The sequence below is a fragment of the Mesorhizobium sp. RCAM 06353 genome (genome assembly GCF_059683585.1).
The window spans coordinates 6,204,763-6,227,428 of the sequence record NZ_CM185031.1 but is presented as its reverse complement, the minus strand read 5'-3'; the positions used below and the strand labels follow the sequence as shown (position 1 = coordinate 6,227,428).

Sequence of the window (22,666 nt, the reverse complement as noted above, 5' to 3'; positions counted from 1 at the left end):
GCCGGCTCAGTTCTTCAGCGCGAAGGTTTCCAGCTTGGCGGCATTGTCGCCATTGACGAGCACGCAGTCCATCAGCTGCTTTTCCTTCTCGGGCGACTTCTTGTTCTTGATGAAGTCGTTGGCCTGCTCGACCGCCATCTGCGCCTGGGCATAGGCCGGCTGCAGCACCGTCGCCTTGATGCCGCCTGAGGTGATGGAGTCGCGCACGTCGTTGGAGCCGTCGAAGCCGACGACGATGACATCCTTGCGGTTCGCTGCGGCAAGCGCCGCATAGGCGCCCATTGCCATCGTGTCGTTGCCGGAGATCACGCCCTTGATGTCGGGATTGGCCTGCAGGATCGATTCCATCTTGGAATAGGCCTCGGTCTGGCTCCAGTTGGCCGACTGCTGCGCCACCATCTTCAGGTCCGGATAGTCGTCGATGACGTCATGATAGCCCTTGGAACGGATGCCGGCATTGGTGTCGGATTCCTTGCCGACCAGCTCGACGAAATTGCCCTTTTCGCCCATCAGCTTGACGAACTCCTGCGCGCCGAGCTGGGCGCCCTGGTAGTTGTTGGAGACGATCTGCGCCACGGCGACGCCGGTGGCGTTGATCTCGCGGTCGATCAGAAAGGAGGGGATGCCGGCATCCTTGGCCTTCTGCACCGCGGCGACGGTGGCGTCGGCGCCGGCATTGTCGAGGATGATCGCCTTGGCGCCACGGCCGATCGCGGTGTCGATCAGTTCGGACTGCTTGTTGGCGTCGTCGTCATGCACCAGCACAAGCGCCTCGTAGCCGAGCTCCTTGGCCTTTGCCTCGGCGCCGACGGCCTCCGCCTTGAAGAACGGATTGTCGTGCGAGGGGGTGATGATGGCGATCAGGTCGGCCGCGAAGGCTGGCGCCGCCGTGCCGAGTGCCAATACGCCGGCGAAAGCCGCAAGCGTCATTCTGCGAGTGAGTTTCATGAAGTCCTCCCGTTGAAAAGACATCGCCTCGACCAACCGAGGCCATTGTCTGCATTTTGAATTCATCAGGCAGTGCGGGCAGCACAGGCTCGGTCAGGCAAAGCCGCTTGCGACTTTCCAACCGAACCGATTTTCGCTCCCGTTCCCCGCCATCCTCCGCTCGTCCCGGCTTCAATCCGAGCGCAGGAGTAGCTTAGCCAACTGGTATAATGAGTCAATCACTAATTAAGGTGATCTGTACCTGACAAGCCGCCGTGGCTCTCCCTTCCCCGCAGGCGAGAAGGAGGGGCGGAGCCCCTCAGGTAATGCGCTGGATGCTGGCGGCGATTTCTTCCGGCTCGAAGACGCGCTTCCAGTCGTCGCGCATCAGCACCGGCTTGCCGAATTCGATGGCCTTGTTGCAGGCATCGGAGAACACGCCCTTGGTCTCGCCGAAGATGACGGCGCCGAGCACATTCATGTGCCCGAGCAGGAAATCCAGTGCGGCCTGCCGGTCGACGCCGCGCGCCACGACCTCGTCGAGGGCTTCCTTCATGACGACGAGCAGCGAAGCGCACACCGTCTCCGAAAGGCCGGGCTCGAGCAGCGCCATATGCTCGACCGTGACGCGGTGCGAGCGCATCACCGGCGCCCAGATGATCTGGGCGATCTTCTCACCCTTGGCGTAGTCCGCCTCTGGCCCTTGCATCAGGGCGCTGACGAAATGCTGCTTGGCTTTGACGCCGCCGAAGAAGTCCTTCTTGGCGGCCATGTCGGTCTCGTCGTTGAAGATCGGGGGATGGCAGGGATGGGTAACGAAATAGGTAAGGTCGGGACGGTCAGGCAGATGCCCGGCGAACGGGGCCGCCGCATCGAGCACGATCACCATGGTGCCTGACGCAAGCTTGCTTTCGATGCTGGCGGCGACCTTGCCGATATGCGTGTCCGGCACCGCCAGGATCACCACGTCGGCGCCCTTGAGTGCCTCATCGACACCGACCGCGTCGAAGCCCAGACCGGTCTTCAGCCGCTCCTTGCCCGCTTCGCTGATCTCGACATGGCGGATCGTGTAGTCCGATCCGCGAAAATTGGTCGACAGGCGGTAGCCCATTTTCCCGCCCGCACCGAACAGCGCAATCGTTGTCATCTGACCTTGCTCCTTGAACCCTGGGCGATCGTCGTGCGATCGTCACCTTATATACTGGTATGATCACTCTACCATAATTTGGCAAGAGGAATCCTTGGCTTTGGTCGTCACTCCGGCGGGGCCGTGGCCGAGCTCGCCTGCGTCTTCGGCAACGCCCCAGCATCGACAGTGGCGCGCCGCGCCATTGCCTGTCGCCCCGCTAGCGCCAGCACGAAGATGACGACGATGCCCTGGACGATGTCCTGGGCCGCCAGGAGGCAGCCCGATGATCTGCATGGTGGTGACGATCAGGATGAGCAGGATGCTGGCGAACAAGGTGCCGAGCGCGGTCGCCGAGCCGCCGAAGATCAGCGTGCCGCCGAGCACCACGGCGGCGATCGACTGCAGCAGATAGGGCTGGCCCATTTCGAGGAAGGCGCCACCGATATAGGCGCCGAGCAGCAGGCCATCGAGCGAGGCCAGCACCGACGAGATGATGAAGGCCGCCGCGATCACCCGGCCGTTCTTGATGGCGGCGAGCCGGGCAGCGGTCCGGTTCTGGCCGACCGCCGACAGCAGCTGGCCGAACACGGTGTAGCGCAGCACGAAGGAGGCGATCGCCACGCCGAGAATGGCAATGATGGCCATGATCGGAACACCCGAGATGCGGCCCGTCGCCAGATCCTTGAGCGCCGGGCTGACGGCGAAGCCAGGGATTGCCTTGTTCGACAGCAGCGTCGCGGTCGCCAGCACATAGCCGGTGGCGAGTGTCGCGATGATCGCCGGAATGCCGAGGCCGACGACGAGCAGCGAATTGAGCAGCCCGACAGCGAGGCCGAGCAGGACGGCGGCCGCGACGCCAATGGCAAGGTTGGCATCCTGGCCCTTGATGGTGAGCAGCGCGACGAAGGCGCTGAGCGTGATCACCGAGGCGACGGAAAGATCAATATTGCCGCGCCCGGTGGTGACGACGAACATCTGGCCGATGCCGACGACCGTCAGGAACGAGGCCGACAGGATGATGCCCGACAGGCTGGACAGGCTGAACCGGTTGGTGACCACGGAGAGCACCAGCCAGAGCAGGAGCACGCCGATCGCCGCCCAGATCCAGCGGTTCCTCTGGGCCCACAAGGTGAAGGCGGACAGCGCGTTCATTGCTCGCTCCCACGGTCCGCCGTCAGGCCACGCAGCGTCAACAGCGCGATCAGGATCAGCCCTTGCGTCGCGGCGTTGTAGTCACTGCTGACATTGAGCGTGCCAAGCAGCGCGCCGATCAGCGACAGCGTCACCGCGCCGGCAATGGCGCCAACCGGAGAGACGATGCCGCCGAGCAGCGAGCAGCCGCCCATCACCACGGCGGCGACGCTGAGCAGCGTGAACGAATTGCCGGAATTGATGTCGCTCGCCGTGTTGATCGCCGTCAGCGACAGGCCGGCGGCCGCCGCGAACAGCCCGGCGATGAGATAGCGCACCAGTGCGTAGCGTGTCGGCGACCAGCCCGAGCGGATCATTGCCGTCGGATTGTTGCCGAAGCCACGCAGCACCACGCCGAGCGGCAGGCGGTCGATCACCAGCACCACCAGGGCGACCGCGGCGATGAGGATGATGGATGTTGGCAGGAAGTCGAGCGACCAGCCGAACAGCGCCGTCAGCCATTCTGGACTGGCGCCGCCGGGCGTCGGCTGCAGCGCATAGCCCAACCCCACCCAGATGAAGGAGGCGCCGAGCGTGACGACGATGGCCGGGATCTTTCGCGCCTGGATAAGCCCGCCGAGACTGGCATAGGCAACGACCGCAGCCAAAAGCGCCAACGCGCCAAGCCATGGCTGGTCGTAGAGCAGCGTGGCGCTGAGCACGCTGACCAGGCCGGCGAAGGCGCCGACGCCGAGATCGATTTCGCTGCCGCCGACGATGAACATCTGCGCCGCCGTCACCAGCACCAGCGACAGTGCCGGCATCAGCAGCAGGTCGAACCCGAAGAGCGAGGCGACCGCCGGATTGGCCGAGATCATCACCGCCAGCACGGCGGCGAGGCCGATGAAGGGAGCTGCGTTCACGAGCTTGCGGGCAAGCGCGGCCGCGCCGGCTTTACCCTGCGCGGCGTCGGCGCGCTTGTCCGCTTGCTGGACGAAGGATGCCCCGACGATCGCCGCTTCGGTGATCGCCTCGCCGGTCAGTTCCTTGACGATCCGGCCTCCGGCAAAGACCAGCACCCGGTCGCAGGCCAGCAGTTCGGCGTCCTCGGTCGTGTGCCAGACAAGGGATCGCCCGCTGCGCGCAATATCGTTGCAGAGCCGATAGAAATCCTGCTTGGTGGCGATGTCGACGCCGCGCGTCGGATCATCGAGCAGGATGATCGGCGTATCGGCGACGAGCGCGCGGGCAACCAGCGCCTTCTGCTGGTTGCCGCCGCTCAGCTCCAGAATGTTGGATCCGAAGCGGTTTTCGTCGAGCCGCAGCCGGCCGGCGGCGTCGGCCGCGGCCTCGCGGTTGACCCGGTCCGAAACCAGGCCCAGCGCCGGGCGGCGCGCGAGGCTGCCGATGGAGATGTTGCCCAGCACGCTCCACAGCGGGAACACGCCTTCCTTCTGACGGTCGCCGGCAATGAAGCCGGCTTCGCCGGTGCGGGTGACGGCTGCATCCTTTCCCGGCTTGAAGATGGCATGCAGCAGGTCCTTCTGGCCGCTGCCCTCGAGCCCCGCCAGTCCGACGATCTCGCCGCGCGCGATCTCGATGTCGTGGCCGAGTTCGGATGTCAGCGCTCCTGACAGGTGCACCAATGCGCCTCCGGTGCTGGCGACGGTGGCGCCATGCTGGTGGACCGTATTGGCGTCGCCGCCCATGAGCTGCACCAGCTTGCCGATCGACGTGTCCGCCACGTCGCCGCGCCAGGCAGAGCGTCCATTGCGCAGCACGACCACTTGCGCGGCGATGTCGATGATTTCCTGCAGCTTGTGGCTGATGAAGATGAAGGCGAGGCCGGCCTTGGCCCGCTCGCGGATGAAAGCCCGCAACTGCCTGGAGCGATCGAGATCGAGCGAGGAGGTCGGCTCGTCGAGAACGATGAGCCTGACGCCCGGTGTCGCGGCGGCGCGTGCAATCTCGACCATCTGCCGTTCGGCGATGGACAGCTGACCGACATCGGCATCCACATCGATGCCGTTGCCGGGGAAGACGGCGTCCAATGCCGAGCGCGCGCGGCCTCTGTAAAGCTTCCGCCAACCCGGCCGGCTTGCCGCGTCCTGCGGCGTCTCCAGAAAGAAGTTCTCGGCAACCGACAGGTTGGCGCACAGCGACAGTTCCTGATGCACCATGCGGATGCCGCGCCGTTGCGCTTCCGCCGTGTTGTAGTCGGTGAAATCAAGCGCCTGGCCGGCGAAAGCGATCGACCCCAGGGTCGGCCACATGGTGCCGCAAAGAATGCGCATCAGCGTCGACTTGCCGGCGCCGTTGCCGCCGACGAGGCCGATGATCTCGCCGGCCGAAACGGCGAGATCGATCTCGGCATTCGCCAGCGTCGGCCCGAAACTCTTGGTGATCTGTGAAAGCGAGACGATTTCCTGCCGAGCGGCGGGTGCCATGGCGGCTGCACCCTTCTGATCGGCAACGGCAAGATGGGACATTCGTCCTCCGTTTCGTCACGGCCAAGGATCGGGCGCCATCCGGCGTCCGATCCATTGTGCTGGTCGCGTTACTTGCTCAGCAGGTTCTGCTTGACCCAATCAAGCGAATAGCTCGGGCTGATGATCTGGCCGCCCGGCAGCTTGGCGTATTCCTTGAGGTTGCTGGCATCGACGGTTGCCACAGGCATGATCATCATCTTGGGTGCCTTGGCGCCCTTGAGTAGGGACAGGCCGAGCCAGAAAGCAGCGCCGCCAATGCCCGGCGTCGTGTTCATCGACACCGTCTGGTAGCCATTCTTGGCGTTTTCGTCGGCCCACCATTTGACGAAATCGGTGCCGCCGCCGCCCTCGATGATCGGCATCTTGCCGGCATAGTCGCCGCCATACTGGACAAAGGCCTGGGCGATGCCGACATCGTCGCTGCCACCTTGGCCGAGCACCGCATCGACATGCGGCAGCGAGGGCAGGACATTGGCGATGGCTGCCTGCGCCACCGAGGCCGTCGCCCTGGCCATAGACGGTGGCGACAACCTTGATGTCGGGATACTTCGCCAGCACCGACTGCTGCGCGTTGAACATGTCGTTGTCCGGGGCAGAGCCCTTGACGCCGCGCACCTGGATGACATTGCCCTTGCCGCCGAGCATCTTGAAGACGGCCTCGGCCTGGGTCGCCTTGTAGCCCTTGAAATCGAAATTGAGCTGGTAGTTGCAAGGCGCTGACGCGACCGAATCGAAGGAGACGACGATAATGCCGGCCTTGCAGGCTTTTTCGATAATGCCGTTGACCGCGGTTTCCGAGGCGGCGTCGACGGCGAGCACATCGACCTTCTTGAGGATCAGCTCGGCGATCTGGCTGTTCTGCTGTGCCACCGAGCCATCGCCGTTCATGACGATGTAGTCGGAGATCTGCCCAGCTGCTTTTGCTTCCTTGGCCGAGGCTTCGAAGGCCTCGACCATCTGGTGCCGCCAGGTGTTGCCGTAATAGGCGTTGGTCAGCGCGATCACCGGTGCATCCGATGACGCTGCTGCCGGCAGCACAAACACACTCCCCAGCGCGGCGCTGGCAAGCGCCGCCACGATTGCAAACTTCATGATACTTCCTCCCAAAAAACACCGACCTGCATGGTCGGCTTGCATGCCAACCCGTAATGGCGTCCCGCGAAAGACACCATACCATCTACATGTTATACCAGCATACCAAATAGGCAAGCCGGTACCCAGAACTGTTGATGCATTGACGAGAGCGAAACGCGGCCGATCGTTTCGTCTTTCTTGCCTTTGGCCAGTCGGGCCGGTTCGCGCCGGTAAACCCGTTTGCCGGTCGCGTAGCCAACCAGCATCGACCACAGGCAGAAATTATGTCATCATATATGTAATGTCAATTAGCCATGGGGCCTTGCCTGTCGCTGCGACTTGAGGTCGATAATGCCAAAGAGTGAATAGCGGAGGGATGGATGGAACCGGTCCAGAAGAAGAAGCTGTATGTGGAAGTGCTGGACCGGCTGATGGCGGCGATCTCGACGTCCGAGTTTCCGCCTGGCTCTCAGTTGCCGTCGGAAAAGGAACTGATGACGATGATCGGCGTGGGACGGCCGTCGATCCGTGAAGCCATGCTGACGCTGCAGCAGATGGGGCTTATCAAGATTTCCCATGGAGAGCGTGCGCGCGTTATCAATCCGACGCCCGAGGTGATCGTCGATCAGGTTTCCGCAGCGATGGTCATGATGCTGGCGACAAACTCCCGTGGCCTCGAAGAACTGAAGGAAGTCAGGCTCTTGCTGGAAACCGGTCTGGTGCGGATAGCCACGCGGCGCGCCACCGCCAAGAGCCTGGAACGACTTGCCGAGACCTTGCGCCAGCTGCGGGATGCCCGGGGTGACCAGGCGCGCTTTGTGGCCGCCGACATGGAATTCCACGCGGTCATTGCCGAGATGAGCGGCAATTCGATGATAGCGGCGGTTGCGAAGGGAATGCTCGAATGGCTGTCCCGCTTCAAGCGCGACCTTGTGGCGGTCAAAGGTGCCGAACGCCTGACGGTCGAGGAGCACGAGCGCATCTACAAGGCGATCGCCAGCGGGGATCCGGAAGGCGCGAGCCTTGCCATGGCCGAACACATCGGCCGCGCTAATGAGCTCTATTCGAAACTGATCGGCGGCGAAGCCGGCTGAGTGTTCTGATCACTCAAAAAATTTTGAGTGCCAAAACTCATGTGATGACATGATATCTTTTTGGTGCTAACGCTCGTGTCCATTGAATGTCCGTCCAGCGTGGACGCTGCATTGACCGGCCGGGTCTCCGGGGCCGCGCCGCGGGGTTCGACTGAATCGGCGCCACAGGCGCACAATCAAGGCAATTGGGAGAGATACGAATGACAATATCCGTGGCGTTGCTGGGAGCAGGCGGCAAGATGGGCTTCCGCGTGGCGCGCAAGCTGATCGAAGCGGGCTACGATGTCCGTGCCGTGGAAGTCGGCGAGGCCGGCCGCAAGCGGCTGTCGGAGGCCGGCATCAGCGCCGTCTCCATGGAAGAGGGCGTGCCCGGCGCCAGGGTCGTGGTCATGGCCTTGCCGGACAATATCATCGGCCAGATCGCACGGCAGATCTCGCCGATGCTCGCCAAGGACACAATGCTTCTCATCCTCGATGCCGCCGCACCCTATGCCGGCGATCTGCCCAAGGATCGGCCCGATCTGACCTATTTTGTCGGCCACCCCTGCCATCCGCCTTTGTTCGGCGACGAGACGGAATGGGCGGCCCGCCGCGATTATCATGGTGGCATCGCCGTGCAGTCGATCGTCTGTGCTCTGATGCAGGGCCCGGAAGAGCATTACGCGCTTGGTGAAGAGGTGTGCAAGGCGATGTGGTCACCGATCATCGACAGCCACCGCGTCACGGTCGAACAGCTGGCGATCCTTGAGCCGGGCCTGTCCGAGATGGTTGCCATGCCCTTCGTCGACACCATGGTCGAGGCTGTCGAGGAATGCGAACGCAAATACGGCATTCCCAGAAAGGCCGCGCTCGACTTTCTGATTGGCCACCTCAATGTCGAGATCGCCATGTGGTTCGGCTTCTCCCCGAAAGTGCCGTCCGACGCAGCGCTGCGCCTGATGCGATTCGCCAAGGGCGTCGTCGTCCGCGACGATTGGCGCGAGGCCTTGTCGCCGGCCAAGGTGAAGGAAGCGTCCGAACTGATCGTCTACGGCAAGGGAGCCTGAGCGCCGTTGTCGTCGCCACGGATCATATCGGTATCGACCGCGCTCTTCGACGGCTATTCCATGGAACTGGCCATCGAGGAGATATCGGCGGCTGGCGGCGGCTATGTCGAACCCGCCTTCATTCGCGGCTATGTCGATTTCGATGAAAGCATGTTTGCCGACAGCAAGGCTTCGAAGCTGCGTCAGACAGCAGACAATGCCGGGCTTGGGATCAATGCCGTATCGGGTCATCTCGACCTGTCAGGCCCGGATGCGCTGGATGCCTTATCGCGACGACTGACCTTTGCAGCCGGGCTTGGCGCTAAATTCCTGATCACCAATGCCGGCCCGATGACAAATCGGGCTGACATCCGCGGAAAGATCGATGCTGTCCTGCCGAGGCTGGAACAGGCCGGCATCGTGCTCGCGCTCGAGAACCCCGGGCAAGGCAAAGGCGATTTGCTTGGCAACGCTCGATTGGGGGCGAGCTTCATCCGCGACATCGGATCGCGGCATGTCTGTCTGAACCACGACGCCGGAAATGTCTTCACCTATAGCGGCGAGGCAACACAGCCGGCGCAGGATATCGCGGCGGCCCTCGATGCGGTTGGTCATGCTCATCTGAAGGATGTCATCAGCACCGACGCAGGGTGGGCATTCTGCGCCGTCGGTGACGGCTCGATCGACTACGAAGCCTATTGGGCAGTCCTTCCGCCAACGCTGCCGGTCAGCATCGAACTGCCGTTGCGACTGGAGCGCCCGCAGCGCCGCGATCCCCAACGGCGAAACACACCTGTCGATATCGCAACCATTCGTCGCGCCCTGCAGCGCTCGTTGCATTTCGTCAACTCGCTGGAGACCGCAACGGGCAGCGCTTTCTGAACTCCGAATTGGCCCTGCGAGCCCGGCGTATAAACGCCTATCCGCGTTCGGGGAACATCGCCTTCAGGCCCTCGCGCGAAGCCTTGGCGATGCCGCGTTCGGTGATCAGGCCGGTCACCAGCCGCGCCGGGGTCACGTCGAAGGCCGGGTTCGCAGCCGGCGTCGCTTCGGGTGAGATGCGCACCTGGGCGATCTCGCCACTGGCGGTTTTGCCCCAGACCAGTGAGACTTCATCGGCCGAACGCTGCTCGATCGGGATTTCCTCGAGCCCGTCATGCACCGTCCAGTCGATGGTCGGCGAGGGCAGCGCGACATAGAACGGCACGTCATTGTCGGCGGCGGCGAGCGCCTTGAGATAGGTGCCGATCTTGTTGCAGACATCGCCGTCGGCGGTGGTGCGGTCGGTGCCGACGATGACCATGTCGATTGCGCCGCGCTGCATAAGGTGACCGCCGGCATTGTCGACGATCAGCGTGTGCGGCACGCCATGGCCGGCCATCTCCCAGGCTGTCAGCTGGGCGCCCTGGTTGCGTGGCCGCGTCTCGTCGACATAGACGTGGACCGGGATACCGGCTTCGGTCGCCAGATAGATCGGCGCGGTGGCGGTGCCGTAATCGACGGTCGCCAGCCAGCCGGCGTTGCAGTGCGTGAGAATATTGACCGTCTCGCCCGGCTGCTTGCGGGCGGCGATCGCCTTGATGATGGCAAGACCGTTCTCGCCGATGGCGCGGTTCAGCCCGACATCCTCGTCGGCGATCTCACCGGCGCGCCGGTAGGCGGCCGCGGCGCGTTGTTCTGTCGGCAGCGGGCGCAGGAAGCGCCGCATTTCGTCCAGCGCCCAGCGCAGATTGATCGCGGTCGGACGCGTCTCGTGCAGCGTCTCCCACACGGCATCGAGCGCTTCGTCGGACGGATCATCCGCCATCTGCATGGCCACGCCGTAGGCGGCGGTGACGCCGATCAGCGGCGCGCCGCGCACCCACATGTCGCGGATCGCGATGGCGATGCCGGTGACGGTGCCGATGGTCTCGACGCGGAAATCATGCGGCAGCCAGCGCTGGTCGATGATGTCAACCGAACGCCCGTCGTCGCTCAGCCAGATGGTGCGATAGTGGCGGTCGCCGACGTTCAAATGCTGTTCTCCTGTTCGATCAGCGTGGCCAGGGTGTTGACCTCGTCGATGCTGTGTATCTGGCGCCGGTTGACGGCGATGTGACGGCCGAATTTGAGCGCCTTCGCCTCGCACGAGGCGCGCAGGTCCTCGTCGGCGATGGTCTCGAAATCGGCATTGTGGGCGAGGCCGAGGATGCGCCGGTGCACCTCGATACCGGCAAAGCCGAGCAGATCGGTCCAGATCTGGTGCAGCACATGATCGAGCGCCTGTTCCGCGCCCAGCCTGTCGCCCTGATCCTCGAACAGGCTTTTTTGATAGAGCATGCCGGTGCGCTCGCTGCGCCACAGACGCGAGAACTCGGTACGGAACACCGCCCATGTCTCCGCGGTGACTCCGAGCAGATAGGAACGCATGGCATCGCGCTTGCCCTTCTGCTCATGCCCGCGCTGCGAGAAGAACGACATCCAGAAATTGGCGAGCAGCATGCCGACATCGAACGCCATCGGGCCGTAGAAGGCGAACTCCGGATCGATCATCCGGGTCTCCTGGTCGGTGACCATGATCGAGCCCGAATGCAAATCGCCATGCAGCAGCGTCTCGGCATTGGCGGCGAAAATATGCTTCAGCCGCTGCGCCTCGACCTTGAGGTCGCGATCGGCACGCAGTTGGGCGACGAGCCCGTCGAGTTGCGGCGACGTATGCCGGTTCATCTTGGCGTCGAAATAGGGATCGGAAAACACCAGGTTCTCGGTGATGTCGCAGAGGTCGACATTGTCGGCGAACAGCGCCAGATCGGCCTTGCGGTCCCTGGTCACCATCGACAGGTCGGAACCGCGAAACAACGTACGGGCCATGAACAGGCCGATATCCCTGGCGATGTTCGGAAGCTGGCGTCCGTCGATCAGGGCGCGCCTGAGGATGATGTGCGGCGGCGCCAGATACTCCATGATGATCAGCGCCTGGCCTTCATCGAAATAGTAGATCGCCGGCACCGAGCCCGGCGCACGGGCCTCCTGGCGGGTCAGAGCGTGATATTCGAAGAAGGAGCGCTTCAGCGGCAGTGGCCAGCTGTCGCCGACCAGGCGGACATAGGGCAGGGCCTGCTTGACCACCGCGGCACCGCTGGCGCCCTCGACGATGAACACCAGGTTGAGATTACCGTCGCCGACCTCACGGACCTTCCATTGTGCTGTGTCCTTGCCGATCTTGGCGCATAGCGCCTCGTTGGCGCCAAGGCGCGTTGCAAGCGTCTCGACCGACAGTGCTTCGAACGGCAATTTCTGCGTCATCGTCATCCTCCCGCATATGCGCTCCGAACATAACGGAGGCATGGCGGCGCGGCCAAGCTAGGAAGCGATTTGGCAATTGTCAATCGTGTTGACAATTGCCGATATTGACCATAGCGTCGTGGTCAGGGAGGAGCGCATGGTCGGCAATGCCGTGTTCCGCGTAGAGGGACTGAGGAAATCCTTTGGCCGCAACGAGGTGCTTGGCGGCATCTCGCTTGAGCTGCATTCCGGCGAAGTCACCGTGCTGATGGGCGCCAATGGCGCCGGCAAATCCACCCTCGTCAAGATCATCAGCGGCGTCTACGAGCGTGGCGGCGGCACTATGACGCTTGCCGAGCAGGACTTCGCGCCGAACACGCCGGCGGAAGCGATCCGTGCCGGTGTCGTCACCGTGCACCAGAACATCAATGACGGTGTGGTTGCCGACCTCGATGTCGCGACCAACCTCACGCTCGACAGGCTGAGCGGCCGAGGCGTGCCGACCCTGTTCAATCCCGCCCGCGTTCGCCGCGAGGCCAAGGCGGTCGCCGACCGCATGGGTCTGGCCATCGATCTCAAGGCCCGCGTCAGTGACCTTTCGCTGGCCGATCGCCAGATGGTGGCGATCGCGCGTGCCCTGGCGCATCAGCCGAAGGTGCTGATCCTCGACGAGCCGACCTCCTCGCTCTCCAGCGCCGAGGCCGACCGGCTGTTCGCGCTGATCGACAGGCTGCGCGAGCAAAACGTGGCGATCCTCTACATCTCGCATCGCATGTCCGACATCAGGCGGCTTGCCGACCGCATCGTCTCGATGCGTGACGGCGTCATTTCGGGCGTCTTCGATACCAAGCCGCTCGACTATGAAGGCGCGGTCAACGCCATGCTCGGCCGCAAGATCCATCTTGACCAGATCGTTGCCAGGGACTCAGTCAAACCGGTCCTGACCGTCGAAGGTCTGCGTATCGCGCAGGGTGCCAAGCCGATCTCGCTGACGCTTGGTGATGGCGAGGTCGTCGCCATCACCGGCCTCGTCGGTGTCGGCAAGACGGCACTTGCCGAAACGCTGTTCGGTGTGCGCAAGCCGCTCGCCGGCACCATGATGATGAACGGCAAGCCCTATGCGCCGCGCTCGGCAGGCGATGCGATCGCCGCCGGCGTGTTCCTCGTCGCCAAGGACCGTGCCACAAGCGGCATCGTCGGCGGCTTCAACATCGAGCGCAATGTCAGCCTGCCGTTCCTGAAGCGGATGTCGAATCTGAGCGTGCTCAAGCGCCGGCTCGAACGCGCCACCGCGCGCCGGCAGATCGAGGAACTCAGCATCGTCTGCCGCTCCGAGAAGGACGAGATGTCGGCATTGTCCGGCGGCAACCAGCAGAAGGTGATGGTCGCCCGCTGGATGGCGCAGGATGCCGCGCTGTTCATCCTCGACGAGCCGTTTCAAGGTGTCGACATCTCGGCCAGGCGCGACATCACTGCCAAGCTGAGGGCGTGCGCCCATGGCCGCGCGACGCTTTTGTTCGTCACCGAACTCGACGAGGCGCTGGAGACGGCCGACCGCATCCTGGTGATGTCGGAACACACAATCGTCGGTGAACACCGCAATGCCGAAGTCGATCTCGATCGCCTGCTGGCCGAGGTCGCCGGCGGGCCGCTGCACAGCGCCGCCTGAGCGTGGCGGCGGGTAGAATTGGAATGGAGAGACTATGGGTTTGAGTTGGGTAAGAATGGTCGCGTCGCGCGGGTGCGCTGAATGACGCTGCGCGACTACGCCATCCGCTATGGGTTCATTGTCCTGTTGTTCGGGCTGGTCGCCTATTTCGCGATCGCCGCCGATGGGTTTGTCTCGCCGCAAAGTGCCGTCTTCATCTTCCAGTCTGTCGCCATCACCGGCGTGCTGGCGCTCGGCGTCACCGCCACGCTGGTCGTTGGCGGCTTCGACCTGTCGATCGGCTCGGTCGCTACCTCGGCCATGATGGCGGCTGCCTATGTCATGGTGGTGCTGGAGCAGAACGCCGTCGTCGCGGTCGTGGTCTGCCTGCTCATCGGTGCCATTGTCGGCCTGATCAATGGCTGGCTGATCGTCTATATGCGCGTGCCGGATTTGCTGGCGACCCTCGGCATGATGTTCCTGCTCGTCGGCCTGCAGCGCATCCCGACCGAAGGCCGCTCGATCGCCACCGGCATGACCATGCCCGACGGTTCGGTCGCCAATGGCAAGTTTGGCGATGCCTTCCTGGCGCTTGGCCGCCACCGCTTCGACTTCTTCATCCCGAACCTCATTCCGGTATCGGTCGTCGTGCTGCTGGTGCTCGCCGTGCTGATCTGGTTCTTCCTCGAATACACCCGCTTCGGCCGCATGATGTATGCCGTCGGCTCCAATGAGCGCGCTGCCGAACTCGCCGGTGCGCCGGTCAAGGCATACAAGATCTGGGCCTACGTCATTTCAGGCGTCTTTGCCTCGATCGGCGGCATTTTGCTCGCCGCCCGGCTTGGCCGTGGCGACATCGCCTCGGGCAACAATCTGCTGCTCGATGCGGTCGCCGCGGCGCTGATCGGCTACGCGGTGCTGGGTGCCGCCAAGCCGAACGCCTTCGGCACCGCCATCGGTGCGCTGTTCGTCGGCATCCTGCTGCAAGGCCTGACGATGATGAACGCGCCTTACTACACGCAGGATTTCGTCAAGGGCGTGGTTCTGGTCGTCGCCCTTGTCTTCACCTTTGCCCTTTCGGGTCGGGGCAGGGGATAGTTTCGACCGGGACAGGATTTTCGAGTTCAACACAAGTGGAGGAAACAAGGTGAACATCACAAGAAGACTTCTGGGGAAGGTGGCGCTCGGACTGGCCGGCGCAACCATGCTGATGCAGTTCCCGGCGCTGGCCGCCGACAAGCCGGCGCCGTTCGACAAGCCCGGCGTCAAGATCGCGCTGGTGCGCTATCTCTCGACTGGCGACTTCTTCCAGGCCTATCTCTCGGGCGTCGAGGCGCAGTCGAAGGCGCTCGGCATCGACCTGCGCGTGCTCGACAGCCGCCAGGACGCGGCGCTCCAGTCCGACATGGTCGACCAGGCCATCGCGCTTGGCGTGCAGGGCATCATTATCCAGCACGGCCTGACGGAATCGATGAAGGACGCCGCCCAGCGCGCGGTCGATGCCGGCATCAAGGTGGTGGCCTTCGACGTCAATGTCGAAAACCCCAAGATCCCGCAGGTCGAACAGTCGGACAAAGACCTGGCCCGCCTTGCGCTCGAGCAGGCGGTCAAGGACAATGGCGAGAGCTGGAACGCCGGCTATGTCTATGTCGCCGGCATTGCGCCGCTCGACCGCCGCAACGAGACCTGGGTCGACGTCAAGAAGAAGTACGCGGGCATCAAGGAAGTCGCGATGTTCGGCACGCTCGATAACCCGATAGCCAACTCCGTCGCCAACCAGGCGCGTTCGGTGCTGTCGGCGCATCCCGATATCAAGGTGATGTTCGCCCCCTATGACGAATTCGCCAAGGGCGTGAAGATCGCCGTCGACGAGGCCGGCCTGAACAAGGGCATCAAGATCTATTCGGCCGATATCTCGACTTCCGACATCGCGGCGATGCGCGAGCCAGACAGCGCCTGGGCGGCGACCGCCGCCACCAACCCGGCCGTCGTCGGCCAGGTCTCGGTGCGCGCGCTGGCGCAGCTGCTGGCCGGTGAAGATCCCGGCCACAACGTCATCGTGCCACCGACGCTGATCACCCAGAAAGAGTTGATCGACAAGGACATCAAGAACATGGAAGACCTATCGGCGAAGTTGCCGCAGTTCGCCCATGCGGATGTCGCCATGCCTGCCTGGATGCCGAACCCGAACGCGAAGTAAGTGTGGGTCCGATAGAACCGAAAGGGCGGCCACGAGCCGCCCTTTTAATATGGAGGTAGGCTCTCGGTTGCGGTTCGTAGATGACGATGTAGCGGCCTTCGATGAGCACGCGGGCTGTCGCGCTCAATTCGGGCCGGACCGTGCCCATCTTGGGGTGCTGTGCCGCCAGGTCCAGCTTTTCAAAAATGCGCATCAGCAGCCTGTCCGCTGCCTTTTCATTGTCGATTGCTATCGTGTGCCAGATGTCCCGCAAATCCTGCGAGGCGCGCGGTGTGAGCCGATATCTAGCCACGAGCGCGGCGTTCTGCTTTCAGATTGCGTAGAAACTCGGCGGGGTCGATTTCCACCGGCTTGCCGCTGGCCATGCCGTCGGCATAGGCGCGTTTCAGGTGCTCGAGCTCCAGGGCACGCAATTCCTCGCGCTGCTCCCACAGGCGCAAAGCGTCGCGGACAATCTCGCTGTTGGAGGCATAGCCACCACCTTCGATGGCGCTTTGCAGGCGCGCACTCTGCTTCGCGGTGAGGGAGATGGTGAGGGTGCGCATCGGTTCAGCTTTCATGCCGATCCTGTATCATGACTCACAAGAACTAACAATATTTGTTAGGATTCCGGTGTCTCATGTCTTGATCCCCTGCCTTGTGGCAGGGGATCACAAGGTTTTCCCTACCGCAGCGCTGCCGCGATGTTGCCGCCGTCGACCGTCGTCACGTCGGCGGTGGTCCGTTCAGCCAGCGCGTGATGCAGGAAGGCTTGTGCCACGTCCTGTGCCGTCACTTCTTGGCCAAGCAGATTGCCGGACATGTATTCCTTCTCCGACACGCCGCGCGCGCCGGAGCGGCTGGCGATCATGGCATCGGTCAAAATGCCCGAGCGTATGCGGTCGGCGTTGACGGCGTTCGAGCGGATGCCATGGGCGCCATAGTCGAGCGCATATTGCCTGGACAGGAACAACGTCGCCGCCTTCGGCACGCCATAGGCGCCGAATTTCGGACCCGGATTGACGGCCTGCTTGGAGGTGTTGAACAAAAGCACGCCGCCGGTGCCCTGTTCCAGCATGATGCGCACGGCGTTCTGCGCCACCGACTGGTGAGCGAAGAAGTTGAGCTCGAAACTCTTGCGCAGCAGCGCATCGTCGAGCTCGCCGATACGGCCTTCCCAGGCTGCACCCGCATTGGAGACGAGAATGTCGACGCCGCCGAACACGGCGACCGCTTTGTCGAAGGCGGCGCGTACCTGGGCCGGGTCGGTGATGTCGGCGCCGACGCCGATCGAATTGTTGCCGGCTTTCTTGGCGGCGTCAGCCGCCTTTTCGGCGTCGAGATCGACGACGACCGCATGGGCGCCATTGTCTGCGAACAACTTCGCGGTTGCAGCACCAATCGCGCCGGCGCCGCCTGTGATCAGCACCACCTGGCCGGTCAGCGGCTTCGGTTTGTTGGAGGCAAGCTTGGCCTGCTCCAGCGACCAGTATTCGAGCGGGAAGAGGTCGGCTTTGGACAGCGGATGGAACCGGCCGACGGCTTCCGCGCCGCGCACCGCCTCGATCCACATCTCGCCGACATCCGACGCGATCCTGGCATCCTTCAGCGTGCGGCCATGGCCGAACATGCCGAGCCCCGGCACCAGCGTCAGCCGCGGCATCGGGTCGAGCATGGTGCGCTTGACGTCGTCGAGGGCATCGTTGGTCTCGAAATAGGCACGATAGTCCCGGGCGAAGGCTTCGACATGGCTCTTGATGACGGCCTTGTAGTCGCCGGCCTTGTCGGCATCGGGCGCCGGCACCGCCATCGGCCCGGTCTTGATGCGGATCGAAAGATCCGGCGTCGACACGCCGCGTCCGGCATAGTCGGCAATCTCTGCCGAGCTGATGAAGTCGACAATTGCATCCGAGGTGCGGAAATCGGAGATCATGCGGTCGAAACGGCCTTCGCCACGTGCCACCGCGACGGCACCGCGCAGCATCGGAGCGATGGAAGCCGGCGTTGAAAGCTTTGCCGGCAACGCCGCCTTGGCAGCCTTTGGCTTGGCGTTCTTGGCGACATACTCCTCGGCGACGTTCACATAGTGGATCATCCGGTCGTAGGCCTGTTTGGCATCGTCGCCGAAGGTGAAGATGCCGTGCTTGTCGAGGATCAGGCCCTCGACCGTAGGGTCGGCATCAAAGACGTCGGCTGATGCCTTGGCGAGGTCGAAGCCGGGCATGATGTAGGGCACGTAGCCCATCTTGCTGCCGAACACCGTTTTCACCAGCGGCTTCGAGTCTTCCTGGTCGACGATGGCCAGGATGGCGGTCGAATGGGTGTGGTCGACGAATTTGTGCGGCAGGAAGGCGTGCAGCAGCGTTTCCACCGAAGGATTGGGCGATGAGGGGTCGATGAGGTTCGCCCGCTGCAGCGCCACCATGTCCTCGTCGGCCAGCTTGTCCAGCGCGCGCGCCTTGAGCAGGGCGCCCATCTTGACCGCTGGCAGGCCCTGCGGCTCAATAACGGCCATGTCCCAGCCGCTGCCCTTGACGCACAGCACGTCCCATTCGTCGCCGACGAGATCGGTCGCCTTGATCTTGCAGGAGGTGTTGCCGCCGCCATGCAGGACCAGTTGCGGCACGCCACCCAGCAGCCGCGTCGTGTAGACGCGCAGCGCGAGATCGCGGCCAACGCCCTTCTTCGCATAGTCGGCAACGAGTTTCTCGGCCGCGTCGTCGTTCCACAAATTCTTCATGTTCGCTTCGTCCAGTTGTTGTCTTGGGTGGTGAAACAGGAATGCCGCGACGCCTTGATGACAATGCGCCGGCGAAGGGTTGTTTTTCAGGATGCTTTTTGTGGCGCCGCTCCGGCATGATCGAGCAGCCGTTGCGCCATATGCGCCCCGACCACCAGATGCGTGCAAAGCCCGCCGGCGATCGCCGCCAGCAGCGGTTCGAACTTGCTGTCCTCCTGCACCACCATCAGCCGCCTGGCGATGGCACGCAGCGAGGCAAGCTCGGCGGAGATCACCCGGCGGTTGTAGCTGCAGTCGAGCACCGTGCCTTCGGCGTCGATGATTTGCCCGGCAATGACGCCTGCGGCACCACGGCTGCGCAGCTCCGCCATCTCATCTGATGTCAGCGCGCCGCATTTGACCAGATGGCTGTCGGCGTCGACCGCGCCAACCGAGTAGAGCGCCAGGTCGCAGTCCTTGACCCCCGACAGCTGCTCGCGGATCACAGGCTCGGCCCGCAGCGCGCGCGCCAGCTCTTCCGTCGACAGCACCAGTGGCGCGTAGAAATTGAGGCCCTTGGCGTTGAGACGGCGCGCGATTTCCATCGTGCATTGGTCGGGCCGGTAGGAATAGGGCGCGCCGAGATTGCCGCAGAGCTGCACCACCGTGACATCCTGCAGATCGGCATAGGACATGATGTCGGCGATCGTGTAGACGGTGCGGCCCCAGGCGACGCCGATGCGGTCGCCCTTCTTGACCAGTTCGAGAAAGACGCTTGCCGCCAGCACGGCAATGTCCGTCGATGGGTCGGGGATATGGCCGTTCTCCGGTGCGATCCAGACCGCGTCGAGGCCCAGCGCGTCCTCGAGCTTGCGCGCCATCACGTCGTCGGTGAACAGCTGCGTCGAGGTCGAGATGTTGACGATGCCGGTCTCGCGCGCCTTGCGCAGATACATGGCCACCGAGGCACGGGAAATGTTAAGCTGGCTTGCAACCTGGTCCTGCCGCAGGCCATGCGCATAATAGAGCCAGGCGGCTTTGTGTATGAGCTGTTCTGCCGGTCGGATCGCCATGCCGTCTCCTCGGCTGACATTAGTCACGGCTCTCGACAAAAGTCAAATTGGCATGCGGGGACGCGATCGCCCCTCAGCAAGGCGCATCCGGGATCGCCATTCTGCAAAGCCAGCATAGCATAGCATTTTCGGCCATTCAGGGGGATGGCCTGACGAGAGTCCTAAGGTTAGAAAGTCGAAAAGGACTTTGGGGAGAACGGGATGGGCAATCCTTACGAACAGGATCTCGACAGGAACGCGGCCAACCACCAGCCGCTGACGCCGCTCACCTATCTGGAGCGCGCGGCAAGGACCTATCCTGACCACATCGCGATCATCCACGGCCGTCAGCGCATCTCCTATCGCGATTTCTGGCGCCGCTCGTTGAAGTTTGCCTCGGCGCTGCAGAAGCGCGGCATCGGCAAGGGCGACACGGTCACCGTCATGCTGTCCAACACGCCGCCGATGCTGGAGGCGCATTTCGGGGTGCCAATGACCAAGGCGGTGCTGCACTCGCTCAACACCCGCCTCGATGCCGCGGTCATCGCCTTCCAGCTCGACCACGCCGAAACCAAGGTACTCATCGTCGACCGCGAATTCTCAGGCGTTGTCCGGCAAGCGCTCGATCTGGCCAAGGTCAAGCCGCTGGTCATCGACTATGACGATCCCGACTACGCCGCCGACGCGCCCTATCTAAAGGGTGAGCGGATCGGCACAGCGGACTATGAGGATTTTGTCGCCAGCGGCGACGAGGATTTCGCCTGGTCGATGCCGGACGACGAATGGGACGCCATCTCGCTTAATTACACCTCCGGCACCACAGGCAATCCGAAGGGCGTCGTCTATCACCATCGCGGTGCCGCCCTGATGGCCTACACCAACACCATCCATGCCGGCATGGCCAAACACGCTGTCTATCTCTGGACGCTGCCGATGTTCCATTGCAATGGCTGGTGCTTCCCCTGGACGCTCGCCGTCCAGGCCGGCACCCATGTCTGCCTGCGCTGGGTGCGGCCAAAGCCCATCTATGATGCGATCGCCGATCATGGCGTCACCCATCTGTGCGGCGCACCGGTCGTGATGTCGGTGCTGATCAACGCGAAGGACGAGGACAAGCGAACGTTCGCCCAGACCGTGACCTTCAACACCGCGGCCGCACCGCCGCCGGAAGCCGTGCTGTCGGGCATGGCCGATGCCGGCTTTGCCGTCACCCATCTCTACGGCCTGACCGAGACCTATGGTCCGGCGGTGGTCAACGAATGGCACAGCGAATGGGACGGTCTCGCAAAGGGCGAGCGCAGCGCCAAGAAGGCACGTCAGGGCGTGCGCTATGCCGCGCTCGAAGGGTTGACCATCATGGACCCCGAGACGATGCAGACAACGCCGGCCGACGGCGAGACGATCGGCGAGGTCATGTTCCGCGGCAACATCGTCATGAAGGGCTATCTCAAGAACCGCAAGGCAAGCGACGAAGCCTTCGCCGGCGGCTGGTTCCATTCCGGCGATCTCGGCGTCATGCATCCCGACGGTTATATCCAGCTCAAGGACCGCTCCAAGGACATCATCATCTCCGGCGGCGAGAACATTTCGTCGATCGAGGTCGAGGATGCGCTCTACAAGCACCCGGCTGTGGCGTCATGCGGTGTGGTTGCCCGCGCGGACGACAAATGGGGCGAGGTGCCGGTTGCCTATGTCGAGCTAAAGCCCGGCAAGGCCGCGACCGAGGTCGAGATCATCGAGCACTGCCGCGCGCTGCTTGCCCGTTTCAAAGTGCCGAAAGCGGTGATTTTCGCAGAGATACCGAAGACCTCGACGGGCAAGATCCAAAAATACCGGCTGCGGGAAATGGCCAAGGTGGCGTGAGCGCACCGTCATTCTTGCAGGCCCCGACAATTTGCCGCAGACCTGGACGACTTCGTCATCCTAGGGTGGAGCAGTCGCGAAGCGACGTCGCGGAAACCCTAGGATCCATGCCGTGACCTGGCCGCTGTGCTCCAACGGCTCTCCGCAAGCTGCCGGCGCTGATCGGCGTAACTCTTTGATCCGCCTCGTTCTTCGGCAGACGTCGCGGCATGGATCCTAGGGTCTGCGCCGCGTCGCTTCGCTCCTTGCTTCGCCCTAGGATGACGAACTCATGAGACGTGCGCCGCCAATCGCGAGCGCCGGTTGTCATACCCGCTCACTGTCACCATCTGTCACTATCTTGTACACGTACGTCGATTTCGCGTTGACATCCCGCTCCCTTCAATTTACGACTGACGAAAATTGAAATTCGTCACTTGTCAAACGAAAGAGCCATGTCCGAAGCCGCCAACATAGTCGCTGATGCCGCCAGGCAGGAGAATGTGACGCGCATTCTCGACTGCGCCGAGCGCCTGTTCCGGCACTATGGCTACGGCAAGACCAATGTCGCCGACATTGCCCGCGAACTCGGCATGTCGCCGGCCAACATCTACCGCTTCTTCGCCTCCAAGGTCGAAATCCACCAGGCCGTTTGCGGCCGCATGCTCGGCGCCAGCTACAAGATGGCCTACGAGATCATGCACCTGCCGGTCGGTGCCGAGGAGCGGCTTCGTCGCTACATTCACGCCCAGTACAAGATGACGCTCGAGACGATGCTCGACGAGCAGAAGGTGCATGAGATGGTCATCGTCGCGCTCGAGCGCGACTGGGCCGTCATCGACGCGCACGTCAACAGCATCCACGACCTGTTCGCCGAGGTGATCCGCGACGGTGTCGAGACCGGCGAGTTCAGGCAGCAGGATCCCGAAGCTGCCTCGCGCTGCTTCGGCGCCGCCACCGTCATCCTCTGTCACCCGCAGATGGTGGCACAGTGCCTTGCCAAGACCAACCGGGCAATGCCCGACGAACTTATCGACTACGCCATCAGAGCCTTGAAATAGCCGCCGCTCGCCGGTGTTGCCAGTCCGCCTCC

General features: G+C 63.2%; 17 protein-coding genes and 2 pseudogenes. 8 read left to right on the top strand and 11 right to left on the bottom strand.

Annotation, left to right across the window (positions count from 1 at the left end; translation table 11 throughout):
- Nucleotides 1-6 precede the first annotated feature (6 nt).
- From AC56QX_RS30250 to AC56QX_RS30230, 5 genes and pseudogenes are all read right to left on the bottom strand, one after another.
- Nucleotides 7-948, bottom strand: coding sequence for a D-ribose ABC transporter substrate-binding protein (locus tag AC56QX_RS30250; RefSeq protein ID WP_115143695.1), 942 nt, complete (start codon nucleotides 946-948; stop codon nucleotides 7-9).
- Nucleotides 949-1,246: 298 nt separating this feature from the next.
- Nucleotides 1,247-2,074, bottom strand: coding sequence for a phosphogluconate dehydrogenase C-terminal domain-containing protein (locus tag AC56QX_RS30245; protein WP_497112197.1), 828 nt, complete (start codon nucleotides 2,072-2,074; stop codon nucleotides 1,247-1,249).
- 107 nt (nucleotides 2,075-2,181) lie between these two features.
- Nucleotides 2,182-3,208, bottom strand: a pseudogene (locus tag AC56QX_RS30240) (ABC transporter permease).
- Nucleotides 3,205-5,676, bottom strand: coding sequence for an ATP-binding cassette domain-containing protein (locus AC56QX_RS30235; protein WP_497112196.1), 2,472 nt, complete (start codon nucleotides 5,674-5,676; stop codon nucleotides 3,205-3,207). The pseudogene AC56QX_RS30240 and the gene AC56QX_RS30235 overlap by 4 nt, the downstream one beginning before the upstream one ends.
- Nucleotides 5,677-5,744: 68 nt before the next feature.
- A pseudogene (locus AC56QX_RS30230) lies at nucleotides 5,745-6,768 on the bottom strand (ABC transporter substrate-binding protein).
- Nucleotides 6,769-7,130: 362 nt separating this feature from the next.
- Between AC56QX_RS30230 and nanR the strand changes: the two are divergent.
- The 3 genes from nanR to AC56QX_RS30215 all read left to right on the top strand — a co-directional run bounded on the left by nanR (nucleotide 7,131) and on the right by AC56QX_RS30215 (nucleotide 9,751).
- Complete coding sequence (gene nanR / locus AC56QX_RS30225) at nucleotides 7,131-7,844, top strand: transcriptional regulator NanR (protein WP_027041306.1); 714 nt, start codon at nucleotides 7,131-7,133, stop codon at nucleotides 7,842-7,844.
- A 200-nt stretch (nucleotides 7,845-8,044) separates the two neighbouring features.
- Nucleotides 8,045-8,890, top strand: coding sequence for a phosphogluconate dehydrogenase C-terminal domain-containing protein (locus tag AC56QX_RS30220; protein WP_497112195.1), 846 nt, complete (start codon nucleotides 8,045-8,047; stop codon nucleotides 8,888-8,890).
- Between the two features lie 6 nt (nucleotides 8,891-8,896).
- Nucleotides 8,897-9,751, top strand: coding sequence for a sugar phosphate isomerase/epimerase family protein (locus AC56QX_RS30215; protein ID WP_497112194.1), 855 nt, complete (start codon nucleotides 8,897-8,899; stop codon nucleotides 9,749-9,751).
- A 37-nt stretch (nucleotides 9,752-9,788) separates the two neighbouring features.
- Here the strand turns inward: AC56QX_RS30215 and mtnA are convergent, their stop codons facing one another.
- Nucleotides 9,789-10,883, bottom strand: coding sequence for an S-methyl-5-thioribose-1-phosphate isomerase (mtnA, locus tag AC56QX_RS30210; protein WP_497112192.1), 1,095 nt, complete (start codon nucleotides 10,881-10,883; stop codon nucleotides 9,789-9,791).
- Nucleotides 10,880-12,154, bottom strand: a complete 1,275-nt coding sequence (gene mtnK / locus AC56QX_RS30205) for an S-methyl-5-thioribose kinase (protein ID WP_497112191.1) — start codon at nucleotides 12,152-12,154, stop codon at nucleotides 10,880-10,882. The genes mtnA and mtnK overlap by 4 nt, the downstream gene beginning before the upstream one ends.
- Nucleotides 12,155-12,290: 136 nt before the next feature.
- Here mtnK and AC56QX_RS30200 point away from each other — a divergent pair, with 136 nt between their 5' ends.
- The 3 genes from AC56QX_RS30200 (at nucleotide 12,291) to AC56QX_RS30190 (ending at nucleotide 15,981) form a co-directional block, all read left to right on the top strand.
- On the top strand, nucleotides 12,291-13,802 hold the full coding sequence (locus AC56QX_RS30200) for a sugar ABC transporter ATP-binding protein (protein ID WP_497112189.1): 1,512 nt from the start codon (nucleotides 12,291-12,293) through the stop codon (nucleotides 13,800-13,802).
- An 81-nt stretch (nucleotides 13,803-13,883) separates the two neighbouring features.
- Complete coding sequence (locus AC56QX_RS30195; RefSeq protein WP_095198815.1) at nucleotides 13,884-14,879, top strand: ABC transporter permease; 996 nt, start codon at nucleotides 13,884-13,886, stop codon at nucleotides 14,877-14,879.
- A 49-nt stretch (nucleotides 14,880-14,928) separates the two neighbouring features.
- On the top strand, nucleotides 14,929-15,981 hold the full coding sequence (locus AC56QX_RS30190) for a substrate-binding domain-containing protein (protein ID WP_497112186.1): 1,053 nt from the start codon (nucleotides 14,929-14,931) through the stop codon (nucleotides 15,979-15,981).
- Here AC56QX_RS30190 and AC56QX_RS30185 read toward each other — a convergent pair.
- The 4 genes from AC56QX_RS30185 to AC56QX_RS30170 all read right to left on the bottom strand — a co-directional run bounded on the left by AC56QX_RS30185 (nucleotide 15,887) and on the right by AC56QX_RS30170 (nucleotide 19,752).
- Nucleotides 15,887-16,273, bottom strand: a complete 387-nt coding sequence (locus AC56QX_RS30185) for a type II toxin-antitoxin system RelE/ParE family toxin (protein ID WP_497112185.1) — start codon at nucleotides 16,271-16,273, stop codon at nucleotides 15,887-15,889. The genes AC56QX_RS30190 and AC56QX_RS30185 overlap by 95 nt on opposite strands.
- Nucleotides 16,266-16,526 (bottom strand): ribbon-helix-helix domain-containing protein, encoded by a 261-nt coding sequence (locus tag AC56QX_RS30180; RefSeq protein WP_425284665.1) that lies wholly within the window; start codon nucleotides 16,524-16,526, stop codon nucleotides 16,266-16,268. Before AC56QX_RS30180 ends, AC56QX_RS30185 begins: the two co-directional genes overlap by 8 nt.
- A 119-nt stretch (nucleotides 16,527-16,645) precedes the next feature.
- Nucleotides 16,646-18,700, bottom strand: coding sequence for a bifunctional aldolase/short-chain dehydrogenase (locus tag AC56QX_RS30175; protein WP_497112184.1), 2,055 nt, complete (start codon nucleotides 18,698-18,700; stop codon nucleotides 16,646-16,648).
- Nucleotides 18,701-18,786: 86 nt separating this feature from the next.
- Entirely contained in the window at nucleotides 18,787-19,752 is a 966-nt protein-coding gene (locus AC56QX_RS30170; RefSeq protein WP_497112183.1) for a sugar-binding transcriptional regulator, read from the bottom strand.
- Between the two features lie 201 nt (nucleotides 19,753-19,953).
- On the opposite strand from AC56QX_RS30170, the gene AC56QX_RS30165 reads away from it, so the two are divergent.
- Entirely contained in the window at nucleotides 19,954-21,594 is a 1,641-nt protein-coding gene (locus tag AC56QX_RS30165; protein ID WP_497112182.1) for an acyl-CoA synthetase, read from the top strand.
- Between the two features lie 434 nt (nucleotides 21,595-22,028).
- Nucleotides 22,029-22,634, top strand: coding sequence for a TetR/AcrR family transcriptional regulator (locus AC56QX_RS30160; protein WP_497112180.1), 606 nt, complete (start codon nucleotides 22,029-22,031; stop codon nucleotides 22,632-22,634).
- Nucleotides 22,635-22,666: the final 32 nt, after the last annotated feature.

Bases quoted from the DNA above. Each gene is read 5' to 3' on its own strand.
- AC56QX_RS30250 (WP_115143695.1), bottom strand. From the start codon at position 948: ATGAAACTCACTCGCAGAATGACGCTTGCGGCTTTCGCCGGCGTATTG.
- AC56QX_RS30245 (WP_497112197.1), bottom strand. From the start codon at position 2,074: ATGACAACGATTGCGCTGTTCGGTGCGGGCGGGAAAATGGGCTACCGC.
- AC56QX_RS30235 (WP_497112196.1), bottom strand. From the start codon at position 5,676: ATGTCCCATCTTGCCGTTGCCGATCAGAAGGGTGCAGCCGCCATGGCA.
- nanR (WP_027041306.1), top strand. From the start codon at position 7,131: ATGGAACCGGTCCAGAAGAAGAAGCTGTATGTGGAAGTGCTGGACCGG.
- AC56QX_RS30220 (WP_497112195.1), top strand. From the start codon at position 8,045: ATGACAATATCCGTGGCGTTGCTGGGAGCAGGCGGCAAGATGGGCTTC.
- mtnK (WP_497112191.1), bottom strand. From the start codon at position 12,154: ATGACGCAGAAATTGCCGTTCGAAGCACTGTCGGTCGAGACGCTTGCA.
- AC56QX_RS30200 (WP_497112189.1), top strand. From the start codon at position 12,291: ATGGTCGGCAATGCCGTGTTCCGCGTAGAGGGACTGAGGAAATCCTTT.
- AC56QX_RS30195 (WP_095198815.1), top strand. From the start codon at position 13,884: ATGACGCTGCGCGACTACGCCATCCGCTATGGGTTCATTGTCCTGTTG.
- AC56QX_RS30180 (WP_425284665.1), bottom strand. From the start codon at position 16,526: ATGCGCACCCTCACCATCTCCCTCACCGCGAAGCAGAGTGCGCGCCTG.
- AC56QX_RS30175 (WP_497112184.1), bottom strand. From the start codon at position 18,700: ATGAAGAATTTGTGGAACGACGACGCGGCCGAGAAACTCGTTGCCGAC.
- AC56QX_RS30170 (WP_497112183.1), bottom strand. From the start codon at position 19,752: ATGGCGATCCGACCGGCAGAACAGCTCATACACAAAGCCGCCTGGCTC.
- AC56QX_RS30165 (WP_497112182.1), top strand. From the start codon at position 19,954: ATGGGCAATCCTTACGAACAGGATCTCGACAGGAACGCGGCCAACCAC.
- AC56QX_RS30160 (WP_497112180.1), top strand. From the start codon at position 22,029: ATGTCCGAAGCCGCCAACATAGTCGCTGATGCCGCCAGGCAGGAGAAT.